Annotated in this window: 12 protein-coding genes; 9 read left to right on the top strand and 3 right to left on the bottom strand. The window is 61.1% G+C overall.

Annotated features, from left to right (window positions below; all coding sequences use genetic code 11):
- Window positions 1-9: 9 nt before the first annotated feature.
- Genes ABZS45_RS04995 through ABZS45_RS04985 form a run of 3 tightly spaced genes read right to left on the bottom strand, consistent with a single transcriptional unit; the run spans window position 10 to window position 3,679 of the window.
- Window positions 10-1,278: a glycosyltransferase 87 family protein gene (locus tag ABZS45_RS04995; protein WP_412100896.1), complete on the bottom strand. Its 1,269-nt coding sequence runs from the start codon at window positions 1,276-1,278 to the stop codon at window positions 10-12.
- An 11-nt stretch (window positions 1,279-1,289) separates the two neighbouring features.
- A complete protein-coding gene (ilvD, locus tag ABZS45_RS04990) occupies window positions 1,290-3,143 on the bottom strand; it encodes a dihydroxy-acid dehydratase (protein WP_412100895.1) in 1,854 nt (617 codons plus the stop codon).
- 2 nt (window positions 3,144-3,145) lie between these two features.
- Window positions 3,146-3,679 carry a PH domain-containing protein gene (locus tag ABZS45_RS04985; RefSeq protein ID WP_412100894.1) on the bottom strand — a complete coding sequence of 178 codons (534 nt, stop codon included), beginning with the start codon at window positions 3,677-3,679 and terminating at the stop codon, window positions 3,146-3,148.
- Between the two features lie 315 nt (window positions 3,680-3,994).
- Between ABZS45_RS04985 and ABZS45_RS04980 the strand changes: the two genes are divergently transcribed.
- From ABZS45_RS04980 to ABZS45_RS04940, 9 genes are all read left to right on the top strand, one after another.
- Complete coding sequence (locus ABZS45_RS04980; protein ID WP_412100893.1) at window positions 3,995-5,815, top strand: acetolactate synthase large subunit; 1,821 nt, start codon at window positions 3,995-3,997, stop codon at window positions 5,813-5,815.
- Window positions 5,816-5,820: 5 nt separating this feature from the next.
- On the top strand, window positions 5,821-6,336 hold the full coding sequence (gene ilvN, locus ABZS45_RS04975; RefSeq protein WP_010186907.1) for an acetolactate synthase small subunit: 516 nt from the start codon (window positions 5,821-5,823) through the stop codon (window positions 6,334-6,336).
- A gap of 120 nt (window positions 6,337-6,456) precedes the next feature.
- Entirely contained in the window at window positions 6,457-7,470 is a 1,014-nt protein-coding gene (gene ilvC / locus ABZS45_RS04970; RefSeq protein WP_412100892.1) for a ketol-acid reductoisomerase, read from the top strand.
- Between the two features lie 119 nt (window positions 7,471-7,589).
- A complete protein-coding gene (locus ABZS45_RS04965; RefSeq protein ID WP_412100891.1) occupies window positions 7,590-9,383 on the top strand; it encodes a DUF262 domain-containing protein in 1,794 nt (597 codons plus the stop codon).
- Window positions 9,373-10,284, top strand: coding sequence for a hypothetical protein (locus ABZS45_RS04960; protein WP_412100890.1), 912 nt, complete (start codon window positions 9,373-9,375; stop codon window positions 10,282-10,284). Before ABZS45_RS04965 ends, ABZS45_RS04960 begins: the two co-directional genes overlap by 11 nt.
- A 44-nt stretch (window positions 10,285-10,328) precedes the next feature.
- Window positions 10,329-11,915, top strand: a complete 1,587-nt coding sequence (gene serA / locus ABZS45_RS04955; protein ID WP_412100889.1) for a phosphoglycerate dehydrogenase — start codon at window positions 10,329-10,331, stop codon at window positions 11,913-11,915.
- 135 nt (window positions 11,916-12,050) lie between these two features.
- Window positions 12,051-13,070 carry a 3-isopropylmalate dehydrogenase gene (locus ABZS45_RS04950; protein WP_412100888.1) on the top strand — a complete coding sequence of 340 codons (1,020 nt, stop codon included), beginning with the start codon at window positions 12,051-12,053 and terminating at the stop codon, window positions 13,068-13,070.
- A gap of 17 nt (window positions 13,071-13,087) precedes the next feature.
- Window positions 13,088-14,956 carry a DUF294 nucleotidyltransferase-like domain-containing protein gene (locus ABZS45_RS04945; RefSeq protein ID WP_412100887.1) on the top strand — a complete coding sequence of 623 codons (1,869 nt, stop codon included), beginning with the start codon at window positions 13,088-13,090 and terminating at the stop codon, window positions 14,954-14,956.
- The gene (locus ABZS45_RS04940; RefSeq protein WP_412100886.1) at window positions 14,957-15,574 is read left to right on the top strand and encodes an exonuclease domain-containing protein; all 618 of its coding nucleotides are present in this window, start codon (window positions 14,957-14,959) and stop codon (window positions 15,572-15,574) included.
- The last annotated feature ends 52 nt before the right edge of the window (window positions 15,575-15,626 follow it).

The raw sequence follows: 15,626 nt of genomic DNA, 5'->3' as shown, positions 1-15,626 counted from the left end.
GCGCTTGGCTTAGCTGGATGGGGCCGCAGCGAATTCAGCATGTGGCTTGTCTGCCTTATTGCCCTGAATCTTGAGACAGATGGCGTAGAGAATCCAGCTGAGGAGTGCCAGCCACACGAAGTCATCGACCAAGAACTTCTGATACAGCGGCATCGCGTGGACATCGATGCTGTCACCGAACCACCATTTGGGCGGGACGGTCAGGAGCATGCCCACCCAGGCGGCCAGTACGGCCAGCAGGCTGCCGGCGACCCAGGTGGAATTGCGCCACGACCAGGCGCGGTAAACCAGAACCGGCACGATGAGGGACAGCCACACCCAGTGGTGGGACCACGAAACGGGGGAGATGAGCAGCATGGTCGTGGCGGTGGTGAGGTGGGCGTCGACAAGCAGGCCGCGCCGCATCTGCGCCAGGATGAGGGTGGAGCCAAGGCCGATGATCGCGAGCGCAGCCACGAGCCACAGCACGTTAATGAGGGTGCCGTGGTTGTCCATGGCCTCCTGGGAGGTAAAGAGGCGCTGGATGACGCCCTTGAGCGAGGAGTTGGACTGATAGTCCGTAGCCACGCCGAAGTCTGCGCCCTTGCCCATATCGAGAAGCTTTGAGCTGAAGAATTCGACAAAGGCCTCCCAGCGGTAAGCCGCGGCCAGCAGGGTAGCAACGACGGCGGAAGCGAAGGCTGTGAGGATCGGCTTCCATTCGCGTCGCAGCAGAAAATACAGCAGCATGGCCAATGGAGTGATCTTGATGGCCGCCGCAAGACCTATCAGCCAGCCTTGCGGAAGCTTGCGCTTGCGGGGGACGAGATCGAAGATGACCAACGCCATGATGACGATGTTGATTTGCGCAAAACCGTTGTTGAGGCGGATGGGCTCAAAGAACATGGCCGCGGCCCACGCGATCGCCATGGTGGGCCACAGGTGCGGCACCTTGAGCGCGCGGAAGATCGCGTAGAGGCAGGCAAAGACCAAGGCGTCCGAGAGGAGGATCATGATATCGCCTGCCAGGGCGTCGCTCATCCAGTCAAAGGCAGTCAGCGGCACCATGACCAGCGCCCCGAAGGGCGGATAGATAAAGGGGAGCGCCAAATCCCCGGCGTACATGGGTTCCGAGTAGACCGAGCGTCCCTCCATGAAGGCGTGCACGCCCTCACGGTAAATGATCATGTCCACGGGGAAGTCCGTGTGGAGGACGTGGCGGATGACGCCCACCAGGCCAACGATGAGCCCGGCGGCGGTCAGCAGTGTGCGCCTTGCGGCGTTAGTGGCGAAATTCATCGCCCCATACTCTAATTGACGTAGCCATCCACCATGCGCACCGCACCACGGTCAGCGGACGTGGCCATGTTGGCGTAGGCGCGCAGAGCCTTGGTGACCGGGCGGTTGCGGTCCTTCGGCGTCCAGGGCTTCTCGCGCTGTTCCTCGGTGGCGCGACGGCGTTCCAAGACCTCTTCGTCCACGTCGAGGGAGAGCTGGCGCTCGCGGATGTTGATGGTGATGGGGTCACCGTTTTCGACCAGTCCAATGAGGCCGCCGTGGGCTGCCTCAGGCGAGATATGACCGATGGAGAGGCCGGAGGTGCCGCCAGAAAAGCGGCCATCCGTAATCAAGGCGCAGGCCTTGCCCAAACCGGAACCCTTGAGGAAGGAAGTCGGGTGCAGCATCTCCTGCATGCCGGGACCGCCGGCTGGTCCCTCGTAGCGAATGACGATGACATCGCCGGGCTGGACTTCCTTCTTGAGAATGATGGAAACAGCCTCTTCCTGGGACTCCACCACGCGGGCGGGACCAGTAAAGGTCCAGAGCTCTTCCTCCACGCCAGCAGCCTTGACGATGGCCCCGTTGGGAGCGAGGTTGCCGCGCAGGACGACCAGGCCACCGTCGGAGGAGAAGGCATGCTCGGCGTCGTGGATGCAGCCATTGGCAGCGTCGGTGTCGAGCTCATCCCATCGGTTGGATTGGCTGAATGGCTCGGTGGTGCGTACACCGCCGGGTGCGGCGTGAAAAAGTTCGAGAGCGGCCTCCGTGGCCTTGCCGCCGCGGATATCCCAATCATCAAGCCATTCCTCGGCGTTGTCGTAGAGCGCGGTGTGGACCTTGAGGTTCAAGTGGCCCGCGCGGCGCAACTCGCCCAAGATAGCGGGGATGCCCCCGGCGCGGTGCACGTCCTCGATGTGGTAAGTGCCGTTGGGGGCCACCTTGGACAGGCAAGGTACGCGGTAGGAGATCTCGTTGATGTCCTCCAGCGTAAAGTCCACCTCGCCCTCCTGCGCGGCGGCCAGCGTGTGGAGGATGGTGTTGGTGGAACCACCCATAGCCATGTCCAGAGCCATGGCATTGCTGAAGGCTTCCTTGGTTGCAATCGAGCGCGGGAGAACGGCGTCGTCTTCTTCGCCGTAGTAGCGTCGGCACAAGTCCACGATGGCGCGGCCGGCTTGTTTAAAGAGATCACGGCGGGCGCTGTGGGTAGCCAGCGTGGTGCCATTGCCCGGAAGGGCCAAGCCGAGTGCCTCGGTGAGGCAGTTCATGGAGTTGGCGGTAAACATGCCGGAGCAGGAGCCACAGGTGGGGCAGGCGCTTTCCTCCACGCGGGTCAAGCCCTCATCGGAGACGGCATCGCTGGCCGACGCCGTGATGGCTGTAATCAGATCCGTCGGTGCGTGTGCCACGCCGTCAACGACAACAGCCTTGCCGGCTTCCATCGGGCCACCGGAGACGAAGATGGTGGGGATGTTGAGGCGTAGCGCGGCATTCAACATGCCCGGGGTGATCTTGTCGCAGTTCGAGATGCAGACCAGGGCGTCGGCAGTGTGGGCATTGACCATGTACTCGATGGAATCGGAGATGATCTCCCGCGAAGGCAGGGAGTAGAGCATGCCGCTGTGGCCCATGGCGATGCCATCGTCAACAGCAATGGTGTTGAACTCCTTTGGCACACCGCCGGCTTCGCGGACGGCGTCGGCCACGATGTCACCGACGTTTTTGAGGTGGACGTGGCCGGGGACGAACTGGGTAAAGGAATTGGCAATGGCGACGATCGGCTTGCCAAAGTCACTCTCCTTGGAGCCGGTAGCGCGCCACAGTGCGCGGGCACCGGATGCCTGGCGGCCAACGGTGGTGACTTTAGAGCGGAGAGGGTACATGGTTAATCCTTCAGTTCGGGGTGTTTCTTGAGATACTCGGCGTATTCCTCCTTGGTGAGGAGGATCTGCTGGCCATCGCGGTGGACGATGACGACTTTGTCGTCAGCCGCGTCGCGGCCAGCGGTGAGCGCGTCGGGGATGCGCCCATTGGAAGCGGCAGCGAGGCGGGGGAGGGAGTTGAAAGTCACTCCCGGCAGGTTGAAGTTATCGCCCTTCGTGGTGCGGGCATAGGCTTTCGAACGCTGGAAGCCGATTCCTTGGAAGTCGTTCCACGCGATGTGCTTGGGTCCGCGGAAGCCATAGGTGATGTGGATGCCCTTGCTGTCCACGGTGGTGCGGGCCCGCAGGACCCACCAGATGGCCAGCACGGGGAAGATGAGAATCCAGAAGAGGTACTTCGGGGCCCAGCCAATGCTGAGGAAAGCGATGGCGGCGAGGATGCCGATGCCGAGGAGGTGTTCGCGAGTGGGCTTGAACGTTTCGGCCGCGGGGTGTTCGGTGCGAGAAGATGCGTTCTGCGGGTGTGAGGACGTCATAGTGGGTCATCGTAATTGACAATATGGCGCGGTGGCGAACCGCCCCACCTGTGGAATCTCGCTAAATGAGAAATGGATCCCAAAAATGGGGGTAAAGGCCTGCGGTGGCGTTTCTATCAGTGTACAGTTTATCCCATGATCATTATTCGACTTCACCTCGTAGTAGTACCCGGGCGGCGCGAGCCGTAGCGAGTCCGCTAGTGACGTCGACCAGCATGCGCCCCCGTTACCTTCACACCCAGGAAGGAAAGACGGGGGCGTTATTCGTTGGATGATCTCTCCGATATCCATCCCCACTAAAGGAGCACACCAACCGTGACAGCTTCCACACCGCCACAGCGGGCGCCCGAGCGCATCACGGGCGCACACGCCATTGTCCGTACCCTCGAAGATTTGGGCACCGAGCTGGTCTTCGGCATTCCGGGCGGCGCCGTGCTTCCGTTGTACGACGCCCTCTTTGAATCCACGAAGCTGCGCCACGTGCTCACCCGCCACGAGCAGGGAGCTGGCCATGCAGCAGAAGGCTATGCGCAGGCATCCGGAAAGGTCGGCGTCATGATTGCTACCTCCGGCCCGGGTGCCACCAACCTGGTGACCCCGCTGGCGGATGCAAACCTGGACTCCGTGCCCGTGGTGGCTATTACCGGACAGGTCGGCAGTTCGTTGTTGGGCACCGACGCCTTCCAAGAGGCTGATATCCGCGGCGTGACGATGCCGATTACGAAGCATAACTTCATCGTCACCAAGGCAGAGGATATCCCGGGAGCTATTGCTGCCGCCTTCCACTTGGCGTCCACTGGACGGCCGGGCCCGGTCCTCGTGGATATTCCGAAGGACGTGCAGAACGCGTTTATGGAGTACTCGGGTCCGGTCATGCCGGACCTGCCGGGGTATAAGCCCACCACGACCCCGCACCCGCGCCAGATCACCCAGGCTGTTCAGCGCATTGCTCGCGCCGAACGTCCGGTGCTCTACGTTGGCGGCGGTGTCATCAAAGCCGAAGCCTCCCGCGAGCTGCGCGAGTTTGCTGAGCTGACTGGTATCCCTGTGGTGACCACGCTTATGGCTCTCGGTGCTTTCCCGGATAATCACCCGCAGCACATGGGTATGCCCGGCATGCATGGCACAGTGCCGGCGGTGGCCGCGCTGCAGCGCGCAGACCTCATTATTGCGGTGGGCGCACGCTTCGATGATCGCGTGACCGGTGATACCGATACCTTTGCTCCGAACGCCGAGGTCATCCACGCTGACATCGACCCGGCCGAGATCGGCAAGATCCGTGAGGTTGCCGTTCCCATCGTGGGTGATGCGCGCGAGGTGCTCCTTCGCCTGACCAAGGCTTATGCCAATGACGCGGAGATGGATGCCCCGCGCATCGGGCCGTGGATGGAGTACTTGGGGGACCTGCAGAGCCGCTTCCCGCGCGGTTTCGAGCCGACGTCGGACGGGCTGCTTAACCCGCAGGAGGTCATCCAGCAGCTCAGCTCCATTGTTGGCCCGGAGGCTATCTACTGCGCGGGCGTGGGCCAGCACCAGATGTGGTCGGCGCAGTTCCTTGACTTCGAGCACCCGCGCAGCTGGATCAACTCCGGTGGCGCCGGCACAATGGGCTACGCCGTGCCCGCGGCGCTGGGGGCTAAGGCTGCCTGCCCGGAGCGTGAAGTCTGGGCGATTGACGGCGATGGCTGCTTCCAGATGACGAACCAGGAGCTGACCACCGCGGCCGTGGAAGGCTTTCCCATCAAGGTTGCCGTGATTAATAACGGCAACCTGGGCATGGTGCGCCAGTGGCAGACGCTGTTCTATGAGAACAAGTACTCCCATACCAAGCTGCGTGAGCATGATGAGTACGTCCCGGACTTCGTCAAGCTCAGCGAGGCCCTGGGATGCGAGTCCATTCGCGTGACCACGGCAGAGGAGATTGGCCCCGCGATTGAACGCGCACGGGCAATTAATGACCGCCCGGTGGTCATCGACTTCATCGTGGGCCAAGACGCCCAGGTGTGGCCGATGATTGGTGGCGGCGCCTCCAACGAGGAAATCCAGTACGCCCTGGGCCTGCGCCCGCTGTTTGATGAAAATGAGTCCGCGGCCGAGGAACCGGCCGACATCCACGAATCCCTCGAGGAGGCCTAAGAACAATGGCTAAAGACGACATCACCCGACACATCCTGTCCGTGCGCGTCCAGGACATTGAGGGCATCATCTCCCGCGTGACCGGTATGTTTACCCGTCGCGGTTATAACCTCATCTCGCTGGTCTCCGCGCGGACCGAAACCGAAGGGATTAACCGCCTGACCATCGTTGTGGACGCCTCCGAGGTTGTCATCGAACAGGTGACGAAGCAGCTCAACAAGATCGTCCCGGTGCTCAAGGTGGTGGAGCTGGAGGAAGAAAACACCATTGCCCGCGCCATCATGCTGGTCAAGGTGGCTGCGGATAACTCGAACCGCCCCCAGGTGGTCGACGCGGTGAACATCTTCCGCGCCCGCATCGTGGATGTATCGCCGGAGTCCGTGGTGGTGGAGGCCACCGGTACACCGGGCAAGCTGCAGGCGCTTCTCGACGTCCTCGAGCCCTTTGGCATCCGCGAACTGGTGCAGTCCGGAAACGTCGCGCTGGGGCGTGGCCCGAAGGCGATGGCACCGAGCAAATAAATAATCTCACATTGTGGACATTGCGTCCCAAAATGTGATACAAATTCAGTAGACCACGTCACTATTCGCTGAGTAGTGACGACGAACCACAGAGAGACCACAGAGAGAAGGAACAACAACATGGCTATTGAGACTCTGTACGATTCCGATGCCGACCTGTCCATCATCCAGGGCCGTAAGGTCGCCATCATTGGCTATGGCTCCCAGGGCCACGCCCACGCAATGAACCTGCGTGACTCTGGCGTTGAGGTGGCGATCGGCCTGCGCGAGGGTTCCAAGTCCCGAGAGAAGGCGGAAGAGGCCGGCTTTAAGGTCCTGAGCAACGCTGAGGCTTCCAAGTGGGCTGACGTCATCATGCTGCTGGCCCCGGATACTTCCCAGGCGGCCATCTTTACTGAGGATATTGAGCCGAACCTGGAGGACGGCAACGCTCTGTTCTTCGGCCACGGTCTCAACATTCACTTCGAACTGATCAAGCCGGCGGAGAACATCACCATCGGTATGGTCGCTCCGAAGGGGCCGGGCCACTTGGTTCGCCGCCAGTTCGTTGACGGAAAGGGCGTTCCTTGCCTGATTGCCACCGAACAGGATCCGAAGGGCGAGGGGCGCGAACTGACCCTGTCCTACGCCGCAGCCATCGGCGGTGCCCGCGCCGGCGTTATCCCGACCACCTTCAAGGATGAGACTGAGACCGACCTCTTTGGTGAGCAGGCCGTCTTGTGTGGTGGCGTAGAGTACCTGATCATGAACGGCTTCGAGGTCCTTACCGAGGCTGGCTACGAGCCGGAGATGGCCTACTTTGAGGTCTGCCACGAGCTGAAGCTCATTGTTGATCTCATCGTTGAGGGTGGCATCAAGAACATGAACTACTCCTGTTCCGACACCGCGGAGTTCGGCGGCTATCTTTCTGGACCGCGAGTCATCGATGCTTCCGTGAAGGAGCGTATGAAGGATGTCCTGACTGATATTCAGGACGGCACCTTTGTCAAGCGCCTCGTTGCCAACGTTGAGGGTGGCAACAAGGAGCTCGAGGATCTGCGCGCCAAGGTGAACTCTCACCCAATCGAGCAGACTGGTTCCCAGCTGCGCGATCTCATGAGCTGGGTAAAGAATCCGCTGGACGCAACTGCCTAAACCGCGTTTTATCTGAAGATTCCCATTGGCCTGTGTGCAGTGGTCAACGGGAATCTTTTGTTATGTGATGTTCGCGCACAAACGGGCACATTCCCACATCTGAGAGTAGGGTTGAGGCCATGGGTTTCTCTACGCCAAGCTATGACCTTAATGACCTCTTCGCCCGCATCGATCGCGGTGATATTCAGCTTCCCGATTTCCAGCGCTCCTATTCCTGGGACGAGGACCGCATCCGATCGTTGATCGTCACTGTCCTGCGCGGCTACCCGCTCGGCGCATTTATGGCCTTGGATACCCGCAACGAGGCTATGCGCTTTCGGCCGAGGCCGCTCGCAGGTGCGCCCAATACCGGGGTAAACCCCGGCCTGCTTCTGCTCGACGGTCAACAGAGGCTAACTACTCTGTACCACTGCTTCCGTGGCGAGGGTTTTGTCGATACCACCGATTTCCGTTCCAAGAAGGTTTCCCGCAAGTACTTTGTAGACCTGCATAAGGCGACCTCCGAGGACATCATGCCTGATGAGGCCGTCTTCGCTATCAACCAACAGGGCGAGCTGCGCTCCCACTTCGCGCCAGAGCTCGAGTCTTCTTTGAGCAGCCGTGAGGCCGCCGTGGAGGCGTGCTGCATCCCCGTCTCCGCGCTCCTGAGCGAGGAGGGCACTAGCATGCTCTTCGAGCTCGCGGCAGCTAATGACGGCGCCAATCGCGATGTTGTTGCTGCCTTCAACAATCGGATTCTGCGCCCCCTGTCCGGCTACACGGTGCCGATGATCCGTCTTTCTCGTGAGACTGCGAGCGCTGGCATTGGCTCCATCTTCGCGCAGGTGAACTCGGCTGGTTTGCAGATGGATGTCTTCGATCTCCTCACCGCAGTCTTTGCCTCTGAAGACCCGGACTTCCATTTGGCGGAGGATTGGGCGGACGTCGAGAAGCAGCTGCGCGCCTTCCCAGCGCTCGACGGCATTGGTCGTAATGAGTTCTTGTCGGCAGTGTCTTTGCTGGTGTCGGGGGAGAAGGGCAACGCTGGTGGTCAACGTGAAGACATCCTGCAGCTCTCGCTCTCGGAGTACCGCAAGGCTTCGCAAACCCTAGTGATTACTTTCCGCGAGGTGGCTGAATTCTTAGCTGAGCGCTGTATCCTATCTTTGGAGCAGGTGCCCTATTCCGAGCAGATCATTCCGCTAGCGGTCATTTTGGCGCGTCTGGCTGAGCAGAAGGGCGTGCTGTCGAGCCAGGAAGCCTGGGATCGCCTCAATCAGTGGTTCTGGAGCGGCGTCTTTGGTGAGCTCTACGGCTCCTCCGCCGTGAAGCTACGTGCTGCGCGCGATGTTGACGAGGTCACCGCATGGGTTGCTGGCGACACCGAGGTTGTTCCGAAGACCGTCCGTGATGCCTCCTTCCGCGAGTCCCGCCTGTTGTCGGTAGGAGAGCACGACGGAGTGTGGCATGGCCTGTATGCCCTGCTCATGGCTCGTGGCGCAAAAGACTGGCGTACAGGCCGTCCGTTTAGCCGCCATAGCTTTGAGGAGCTGCAGCCGGGCTTCTTCCCCGTCTTCCCGCTTCGCTGGTGTGAGCGCCACGGCGTCAGCGGCGTGCTGGCAAACTCTGTGCTGAACTGCACTCCGATGGGCAAGCGCACCGAGGTTGTCATCGATGGGCATTCGCCGGAGCGCTACCTGCCGCGCGTGCAGTCGAAATCGATCATGGAGGATGCTGAGTTCGATAGCGTGCTGGCCTCCCACGAACTGGAACCTGAGCTGCTGACCGCGAAGACTGTGCACCAGTTCTTTGCGGATCGCCGCGAGCGCTTCGTCGGCATCGTTGAATACGCGCTCAACAAAAAGGTAGTGCGTGACGTGGACGAGGCGAATCTATCTGGTGGCGAGGAGGGGCCGCAGGCCTTTGCACGTTAAGGTTCCATCTAAGCGTGAGCTCGCGGCCGTGTCCCTGGCGTTGCTCGTGGGGCTCACTGCGAGCTGCTCGTCGGTCGGGCGCGGTGAGCCCCTTCTCACGCAAGACATCACGGCCCTTCCGGAGTCTGCGATTGATCTGGAACGCGCGAGCGAGGAAAACCGCCTGCGGCTCATTGATCCGCAATTCGCTGATGAAGTCACCGTTGTTGGGGACCGTTGGGGAATCGATTCGGCACGTTTATTCTTCAAGGAGAGCAACTCGCTGATCCTCGCCGAGGAGACAGATGCTGCGGCCTTGCGCGCTGCGACGTTGAGCGTGTCGCAGCGCGTTCCCATGGTGACCTACGACGATTCGATTCGCTCGCAGATTTCACAACTGCTCAATGACCTTGATGTTGACCGAATCCTCGTTATCGGCAACGTCCCGTGGGCTAGCCAGAGCGGGCAACTCGAGGTTATCCACGACCCAGGAAACACCAAGGCGTTGGGGGAGTACACTGCTTTTCGTTTTGATTCCAAAGTAGTGATGAACCGTGAGCGCATGGTTGATAACATCGCGCGTTTGGACTCTTCTACAAAGACGGAGCTCAAGGCCGCCTGGGAGCCATTACCGCAGCATCTCACTAAGGAAAAGATGCCGGCGATTCCCGCGCAAGCGCGCCGTGATGCGCAAATGGCACCGGTTATTGTGGCGACGAAAGATAGCCCCTTAGCCAATGTGGTGAATGCCACCGCATATGGCGGTACGGTGTTTGTGATGGAGGACCCGGATCCGACAGAGACGAAGGCCGGCGCGGCGATTACAGCTGGGCTATCAGACGGGCCGATCGTGGCCCTTGGTCCGGAATTCGGTTCAGTGACAGAATTCACGCATAAAATCACTCAGGGCTGGAAAGAATAAACTACACTTCTCGGCATCTCCAATTCTGACTAGTAAAGGAAGTTATGTCGAAGCCGGTCGTTCTTATCGCCGATAAGCTTGCAGAATCCACCGTCGATGCTCTCGGGGACACCGTCGAGGTCCGCTGGGTAGATGGTCCAAATCGCGCGGAGCTGCTCGCCGCGGTGCCGGAGGCTGATGCTCTCCTCGTGCGCTCCGCCACGACCGTGGATGCGGAGGTGCTGGCCGCTGCGGAGAACCTCAAGATTGTGGGCCGCGCTGGTGTCGGTTTGGACAATGTTGATATCCCCGCTGCCACCGAGCGCGGCGTCATGGTTGTCAACGCGCCGACCTCCAATATTCACTCCGCGTGTGAGCAGGCCATCGCGCTGCTTCTAGCCACCGCCCGCCAGGTGCCGGCAGCAGATCAATCTCTGCGTCAGGGGGAGTGGAAGCGCTCCGCCTTCAAGGGCGTCGAGATCTATGGCAAGACCATCGGCATCGTGGGTTTCGGTCACATCGGCCAGCTCTTTGCGCAGCGTTTGCTGGCTTTTGAGACCACCGTCATCGCCTACGATCCTTATGCCAATCCGGCTCGCGCGGCGGCGTTAGGTGTAGATTTGGTGAGCCTTGAAGAGCTCATGTCCCGCTCTGACTTTGTAACCATTCACCTGCCCAAGACACCGGAGACTGCCGGCATGTTTGATGCTGAACTCCTGGCTAAGGCCAAGAAGGGGCAGATCATCATCAACGCCGCCCGCGGCGGCCTCGTGGATGAGGCAGCGCTGGCTGAGTCCATCAAGTCGGGCCACCACCGCGGCGCCGGTTTCGATGTTTATGCTTCCGAGCCCTGCACCGACTCCCCACTCTTCGAGCTGCCACAGGTTACCGTGTCTCCGCACCTTGGTGCTTCCACGGTGGAGGCGCAGGACCGTGCGGGTACCGACGTAGCCGCATCCGTGTTGAAGGCGTTGGCCGGTGAGTTCGTGGCCGACGCCGTCAACGTTGAAGGCGGCAAGGTCGGCGAGGAAGTATCTGGCTGGCTGGAGTTGACGCGCAAGCTTGGTCTCGTTGCCGGCAACCTGTTGGGTGCAGCACCCGTCGCCATCGAGGTGGAAGCGTGCGGCGAGCTGGCTAATGAGGAAGTCTCTGCGCTTGGTTTGTCTGCCGTTCGCGGCGTGTTCTCCGGCGTGGTTTCGGAGACCGTTACTTTTGTCAACGCCATGAAGATCGCCGAAAGCCGCGGGGTGACGGTGGACGTTAAGACCAACGTGGAGTCAAAGGGCCACCGCTCCTCGGTGCGCGTGAAGGTCATCGGTCCTAATGGTCTGGTTTCCCAGCTCACAGGCGCCCTGACGGGTATCGATGGTGTGGAGAAGATTGTCCGCATCAACGGCCGTGGCGTCGACATGCGCGCTACCGGCCGCAACCTCTTCTTCTCCTACAAGGATGCCCCGGGCGCACTGGGAACCGTGGGCACCAAGCTGGGCGCTGCTGGAATCAACATCGTGGCTGCCGCCCTGACCCAGGGCAAGGAAGCCTCCGATGCTGTGCTCATCCTGCGCGTCGAACGTGAGGTGCCGGAGGAGCTGGTCGAGGAAATCAACGCGGCGCTGGGTGCTACCTGCCGCCAGCTCGACTTGGACGCATAGCCCACGGCGCTAAGCTTTTCGCAACAGCCCCCGTGAAGAATCCACCGCGGTTCTTCACGGGGGTTTTGCCGTCGCCGGAGTCAAGAGAGTGGTACCCTCACAAGTATCCAATATGTGAGAAAGGAATCCCACAAAATGAAACTGGCAGTGATTGGCGGCGACGGCATCGGACCCGAGGTAACCGCGGAGGCGCTCAAGGTTCTGCGCGCGGTGCGCCAGGACATCGAGGTGACGGACTATAACCTCGGCGCCCGACGCTACCTGCGCAACGGGGAGCTGCTTACCGACGCCGACCTGGCATCTCTGCGCGAGCACGACGCCATCCTGCTCGGTGCGATTGGCGCACCCGGTGAGGTTCCGCCTGGTGTCTTGGAGCGCGGCCTGCTGCTGAAGATGCGTTTCGCCCTCGACCATCACGTTAACCTGCGCCCCTCCAAGCTGTACCCAACGTCCACCTCACCGCTGGCGAACCCGGGTGATATTGATTTCGTCGTCGTGCGCGAAGGCACCGAAGGTCTGTACTGCGGTAACGGAGGTACGCTGCGCGAGGGAACCGAACATGAGGTGGCCTCGGAGGTCTCCCAGAACACCCGCTTTGGCGTCGAGCGCGTGGTGCGCGATGCCTTCCAGCGCGCAATGGGCCGCCGCAAACACGTGACTTTAGTGCACAAGACCAATGTCTTGGTCAACGCTGGTGGGCTCTGGCAGCGCACTGTGAACGAGGTAGCGCAGGAATTCCCTGAGGTTAGCGTGGACTACAACCACATCGATGCCGCAACCATCTACATGGTCACCGACCCTGCGCGCTATGACGTCATCGTTACTGACAACCTCTTTGGTGACATCCTGACTGACTTGGCGGGAGCAGTGACCGGCGGTATTGGCTTGGCCGCCTCCGGAAATATTGATGCCTCCGGCGCTAATCCCTCCATGTTTGAACCAGTTCACGGTTCTGCTCCGGATATTGCGGGCAAAGGGATTGCGGATCCCACCGCGGCGATCCTGTCGGCTGCGATGCTGCTGCGCCACCTCGGAGACGGGGAGAACGCCGTGCGGATCGAAGAGGCTGTTGCGGCCGATGTCTCCTCCCGCGGAGATGCACAAGCGCGCACTACTGAAATTGGTGATCGAATCGCCGCCGCGCTCAGTGCTTAGCGCTGTATGGTTGGCGCATGAGCGTCGAAATAGACGAGGTCACTAGCTTCCTCGCCCAGCATGAGCCTTTCTCCCACCTGCCGGAGGAAGAGCTCACCGCGCTGTCCTCTCGGTTAAGCATGATCTACCTGCGCCGCGGGGATATTCCCGTAAAGCTCGGGGAAGAGAATACTTACCTTTACATCATCCGCACCGGCGCGATCGATGTTGTGGGGGAGGAAGGTGTGCTGCTCGATCGGCGCGAATCTGGCCTCACCTTTGGCTACTCCACTCTGCAGGGAGAACCGGTTTCCGCCTATGAGATGATTGCGGTGGAAGACAGCCTAGTCCTCACTCTCCCGCAGGAGGCCTTTAGCCAACTCGCCGAGCGCAACCCCGATATAGCGCGTTTCTTTTCAGCGCAGTCCCGTCAGATCCGAGCAGCCGCGCGGGAGCTTTCCGATTCCGCACCGACCGACGTGCTCCGCACGCCGCTAAGGGAGCTCATTCGGACCGACGTGTTGACCGCCCCAGCCTCGACCACCATCCGCGACGCTGCAATGCAGATGACGCAGCGCGGTGTTTCTTCATTACTCGTCGTGGAACCAGGCTCGAGGTCTGACAAGCGTCTCACCGGGATCGTCACCGACCGCGATCTGCGAACCCGGGTGCTCGCCTCTCAGCGCGACCCGTCTGAGCCAGTGAGGGAGATCATGACGCCTCAGCCCCTCACGGTGCCGGCAGACGCCCCGGCCATGGAAGCCCTGCTGCACATGGCCGAGCGCGGCATCCACCATTTGCCGGTGGTCAAAGAAGGCACCCTGCAGGGGATAGTCACGCAGTCGGACGTTACCCGGCTGCTGCATAATGATCCGGTCTACCTCGCTGCGGATCTTTCACGGCGCTCCAGTGTTGCAGAGCTGAATGGTGCCTTCAATGAAGCCGCGCGCCTAGCCGGGCGCTTCGTGGAGCGCGGCTCCACACCGGCGGAGGCCTCGAGCCTGGTCACGCTTGCCGCCGATGCTGTGGCACGGCGATTGTGCACGCTGGCTGAGGAAGAACTTGGTCCTCCGCCTGTGGAGTATGCCTTCGTGGCCGTGGGCTCGCAAGGGCGGCGTGAAATGGCGCTGGCCTCGGATCAGGATAATGCGCTTGTCCTCGCGGATGATTATGATGCCAGCACACACGGCGAGTACTTCGCGCGGCTTAGTTCCTTTGTGTGCCAGGGTCTAGCCGATGCTGGACAAGTTCTCTGCCCTGGGGACATGATGGCCATGACCAATCAGTGGCGGATGACGCGCTCCCAATGGATCGATACCTTCCGTCGGTGGATTCGCGACCCTCAACCGGAGGCGCTGCTCAATGCGCAAATCTTCTTCGATTTCCGGGTTCTCTATGGAAGCGAGGCGCTGGGCCGGGAAGTTCACACTGCTGCCGTGGAAATGGGTCAAGGGGCGACGCGCTTGCACGCCCACCTAGCCAGCTTGGCCGCGCGCCGTGAGCCACCGCTGACCTTCTTCCGGGGGCTTGTGGTCGAGCGCGATGGCGATTACGCGAACACCCTTGATATAAAAAAGGGCGGTACTGCGGGCATCGTACAAATGGCCCGTCTCTTCGCGCTGGCCTCCGGATCCACGGTGGTGGATACACGCCAACGGCTCAGGGAAGCAGCGGGTAGTGCGGTGAGCCGACAGGGCGCACAGGAGCTTCTCGACGCCTTCGACTACCTGCGTTCCCTGTCCTTCCAGCATCAAGCCCACCAGCTGCGGGAGGGCCAGCAGCCGGATTATCACATCGACCCCAAGAGCCTCGGCCGCATGGAGCGAGAGCACCTGCGCGATGCTTTCCGCGCCATCAAGTCGATGCAGAATGCGTTGGCAACGAAGTATCCGGTGAGGAATATCTAGATGTGGAGCCCCTGGAGTCGGCGCGCGGATTGGGGCGCGCCAGGACGAGGCACCACGCTCGATGAGCTGGATTTGCTTGCCGTAGACATGGAGACCACGAGCCTAGACCCGCGAAAAGGAAAGATTGTCTCCATTGGCTGGGTGCCGGTCAACGGGGGAGTCATCGACTTATCTGGTGCCGGCTATACCGTGGTGCGCGGCGCGCAGGTGGCCGAGGATGCACATGTCCACCTGCTGACGCAGGAGGTCATTGATGCCGGCGAGGAGCTAAGTATCGCGGTGACGCGATTGCGCGAGGCTCTGCAGGGCCGCGTACTACTCGCGCACTTCGCGGCCTTGGAGGTGGGCTTCATCGAGGCTGCCTCCCGCGAGGTTTTTGGGGAGCGCCCTCGCCTGAGCGTGGTCGATACCTTCGCTCTCGAGCGCCGCCACATGGAGCGAATGGGAACCTACCCGCGCGGCGAGGATCTACGCCTGCCTTGCGTGCGCGCGCGTTATGGCCTACCGCGTTATGGAAGCCACAATGCGCTCAGTGATGCCTTGGCCTGTGCTGAGTTATACCTTGCGCAGCGGGGACACACGCGGGCGGTGACCTTAGGGGACGTCGCCCAGCGCTAGGCCTGTGCGAAAGTGCTCGCCGCGGAGCCTGATACCAGTAGAAGCATTGCAA

It is taken from the genome of Corynebacterium aurimucosum (genome assembly GCF_046895345.1).
GTDB classification, from domain to species: domain Bacteria; phylum Actinomycetota; class Actinomycetes; order Mycobacteriales; family Mycobacteriaceae; genus Corynebacterium; species Corynebacterium aurimucosum_G.
This window is presented reverse-complemented; position numbering and strand designations above follow the sequence as displayed.